At 70.0% G+C, this 3,506-nt stretch carries 3 protein-coding genes; 2 read left to right on the top strand and 1 reads right to left on the bottom strand.

The features are described 5' to 3' along the window. Nucleotides 1-187 precede the first annotated feature (187 nt). A complete protein-coding gene (gene purM / locus AC27VN_RS36150) occupies nt 188-1,228 on the bottom strand; it encodes a phosphoribosylformylglycinamidine cyclo-ligase (protein WP_490879744.1) in 1,041 nt (346 codons plus the stop codon). Nucleotides 1,229-1,371: 143 nt separating this feature from the next. On the opposite strand from purM, the gene hda reads away from it, so the two are divergent. Together hda and pcnB are read left to right on the top strand one after the other, a co-directional pair. Beyond that, nucleotides 1,372-2,058, top strand: coding sequence for a DnaA regulatory inactivator Hda (gene hda / locus AC27VN_RS36145; protein WP_281077707.1), 687 nt, complete (start codon nt 1,372-1,374; stop codon nt 2,056-2,058). A gap of 19 nt (nt 2,059-2,077) precedes the next feature. Then, on the top strand, nt 2,078-3,506 hold a 1,429-nt coding region (gene pcnB / locus AC27VN_RS36140), incomplete at its 3' end, for a polynucleotide adenylyltransferase PcnB (RefSeq protein ID WP_490879743.1).

The following is a 3,506-nucleotide window of genomic DNA, read 5'->3' as shown; positions in this document are numbered from 1 at the left end:
GCGCACAACAGGCCCGGCAGCAGGTGCTGCCACATCACGAGCATCAGGCCCGCGAGCATCAGCAGGTAGCTGGCGATCACCACGTTGCGCGGCGCGCTGCCGCTGCGTGGCGGCACGGGAGCGATGGGGGCGGTGGGCAGGGGCTTGGTCATCCGGGAGGGCGCTCGCGCGTCGAAACCCGGTTCGTTCAGGCGACGACCACGGCCGCGCACTCGCCGCGCTCGGCGATGACGCCGATCTCGTGCACCGTCTCGCCGGCGGCGCGCAGCGTGGCGGCGCAGGCGGCGGCCTCGGCCGCGTCGATCACCACCACCATGCCGATGCCGTTGTTGAAGGTGCGGTTCATCTCGATGTCGTCGATGCCGGCCACCTTCTGCAGCCAGGCGAACAGCTCGGTCTGCGGCCAGCTGCCCTTCTTCAGGTGGGCGGCCGTGCCTTCGGGCAGCACGCGCGGGATGTTCTCGAGCAGGCCGCCGCCGGTGATGTGGGCCAGCGCCTTGATCGGGTGCTTGCCGAGTGCCTCGAGCACCGGCTTCACGTAGAGGTGGGTGGGCTCCATCACGGCCTCGCGGAAGGGCTTGCCGTCGAGCGTGGCGGGCAGGTCCGTTCCGGCGCGCTCGATCACCTTGCGCACCAGGCTGAAACCGTTGGAATGCACGCCGGCCGAGGCCAGGCCCAGCACCACGTCGCCGGGCTTGACGTTCTGGCCGGTCAGGATCTTCGACTTCTCGACCGCGCCGACCGCGAAGCCCGCCAGGTCGTACTCGCCGGCCGGGTACATGCCGGGCATTTCGGCGGTTTCGCCGCCGATCAGCGCGCAGCCCGAGAGCTCGCAGCCGCGCGCGATGCCGCCCACCACCGCCGCGGCGGTGTCGACGTCGAGCTTGCCGCAGGCGAAGTAGTCGAGGAAGAACAGCGGCTCGGCGCCCTGCACCAGCACGTCGTTGACGCTCATGGCCACCAGGTCGATGCCGACCGTGTCGTGCATGTTCCACTCGAAGGCCAGCTTGAGCTTGGTGCCCACGCCGTCGGTGCCGCTCACCAGCACCGGCTCCTTGTAGCGCTTGGGCACCTCGAACAGCGCGCCGAAACCGCCGATGCCGGCCAGCACGCCTTCGCGCATGGTTTTCTTCGCGAGCGGCTTGATGCGGTCGACCAGCGCGTCGCCGGCATCGATGTCGACGCCGGCGTCCTTGTAGCTGAGCGGAGTGGGCAGAGGGGAGGTCATGGCTGGTTGGGAGCGAGAGGAATGGAAAGCGCACCGGCCGCGATGGCACCCCGGGGGGAGGGTCAAAGGGCGAAACGGCCGGGCCGATAGAATTCCGGACGATTTTACGGGCGTTGACCGCCCCCTCCATGAACCTTCCCGGGATGAAACAGCTCGCGCTCGATATCGGCATCGCGACGGGCCCCAGCTTCGACGCCTTCTTTGCCGGCCCGAACGAGGCGGCGCTGCGGCACCTGCAACTGTGGGTGGGCGGCGCCGGCAGTCCGGCGCTCCACTCGCCCGTGCCGACCTACCTGTGGGGCGAAAGCGGCAGCGGCAAGACCCACCTGCTCGAATCGGTGCGCGTGGCGCTGCGCGAGCAGGGCGCCAGCGTGGGCTGGCTGCACGCCGGCCTGCTGGAGCCGCCCGAGTTCGACGAGCGCTGGGTCGCCGTGCTGCTCGACGACGTGCACCTCTACACCGCCGTGCAGCAGCACGCGGCCTTCAACTGGTTCGTCAACGCGCAGAGCCTGCAGCGTGGCGTGGTGGCCGCGGGCGCGCTGCCGCCGGCCGACCTGCCGCTGCGCGAGGACCTGCGCACCCGCCTCGGCTGGGGCCACGTGTTCCACCTGCAGGTGCTCGGCGAGAGCGAACGACGCGCCGTGCTGCGCCAGGCCGCCGATGCGCGCGGCGTGATGCTGTCCGACGATGTCCTCGACTACATGCTGCACCGCTTCAGCCGCGACCTCGGCAGCCTGATGGAGCTGCTCACGCAGCTCGACGGCTATGCGCTGCAGACGCAACGCGCGATCACCATTCCGTTGATCCGCTCCATGCTCGAAAACGAATAAGAAGAACCCTTCTCAACCAATGATCAAGAAATTCATCGACAAGCTGCTCGGCAAATCCGCCGGCGGCGCACAGGGAAAGAGCCGCTTCGGCAAGCGCGAGGAAGTGCCGGCGGAGGTTCACCGGATCGATCCGGCCCTGGTCGACGAACGCGCGAAGAACGTGGTCACCACCCTGCAGCAGGCCGGCTTCGAGGCCTACGTGGTGGGCGGCGCGGTGCGCGACCTGCTGCTGGGCCTGCGGCCCAAGGACTTCGACGTGGCGACCAATGCCACGCCCGAGCAGGTCAAGGGGCTGTTCCGCCGCGCCTTCATCATCGGGCGGCGCTTCCGCATCGTGCACGTGGTGTACGGGCGCGGCCGCGAGCACGAGGTGATCGAGGTCTCGACCTTCCGCGCCTACATGGATGCCGCCGCCGCCGGCCAGGTCAGCGGCAACGAGCGCACCAGCAAGGGCGAGCTCGCGGGCATGACCCATGCCGTGGACGCCAGCGGCCGCGTGCTGCGCGACAACGTCTGGGGTCCCCAGGAGGAAGACGCCGCGCGCCGCGACTTCACCGTCAACGCGATGTACTACGACCCGGCGCGGCAGGTGGTGATCGACTACCACCACGGCATCCGCGATGCCCAGAAGCTGGTGCTGCGCATGATCGGCGACCCGGCCGTGCGCTACCGCGAGGACCCGGTGCGCATCATCCGCGCCATCCGCTTCTCGGCCAAGCTCGCGGCCCTGGGCTTCAAGCTCGAGCCCAAGACCGGCGCGCCGCTGGTCGAGTCGAGCAAGCTGCTGGCCGACGTGCCGCAGAGCCGCCTGTTCGACGAGATGCTCAAGCTGCTGCAGACCGGCCACGCGATCGCCACCGTCGAGCAGCTGCGCAAGCTGGGCCTGTCCAGGGGCATCTATCCGCTGCTCGACGTAGTGGTGGAGCGCGCCGACCTGCCGTTCGTGAAGGCCGCGCTGCAGGACACCGACCGCCGCGTCGGCGAGGGCAAGCCGGTGGCGCCGAGCTTCCTGCTGGCCTGCGTGCTGTGGGCCGACGTGCGCGACGGCTGGGCCCAGCGCCAGGAAGGCCGCAACGGCCAGCGCGCGCAGCCGCCGTTCCCGGCGCTGCAGGACGCGATCGACGACGTGTTCAACGCGCGCATCGGCGACGTCTCGGGCCGCGGCAAGCTGGCCGCCGACATGCGCGAGATCTGGATGATGCAGCCGCGCTTCGACAAGCGCACCGGCTCCACGCCCTACAGCCTGGTCGAGCAGGCGCGCTTCCGTGCCGCCTTCGACTTCATGCGTCTGCGCGCCGACGTCGGCGAGGTCAGCGAGGCCATCGCCGAGTGGTGGCAGGAGTTCAGCACCTCGGACGACACGCGGCGCCAGGACCTGCTGGACCAGGTGCGCGACGAACAGAAGACGCGCCAGCGCGTGCGGGTGCGCAACACCGCGCCCGCGGCAG

It is taken from the genome of Variovorax sp. 20P10.2.4, assembly GCF_058244205.1.
The sequence above is the reverse complement of the archived record's forward strand: the minus strand, read 5'-3'. Positions and strand labels throughout refer to the sequence as shown.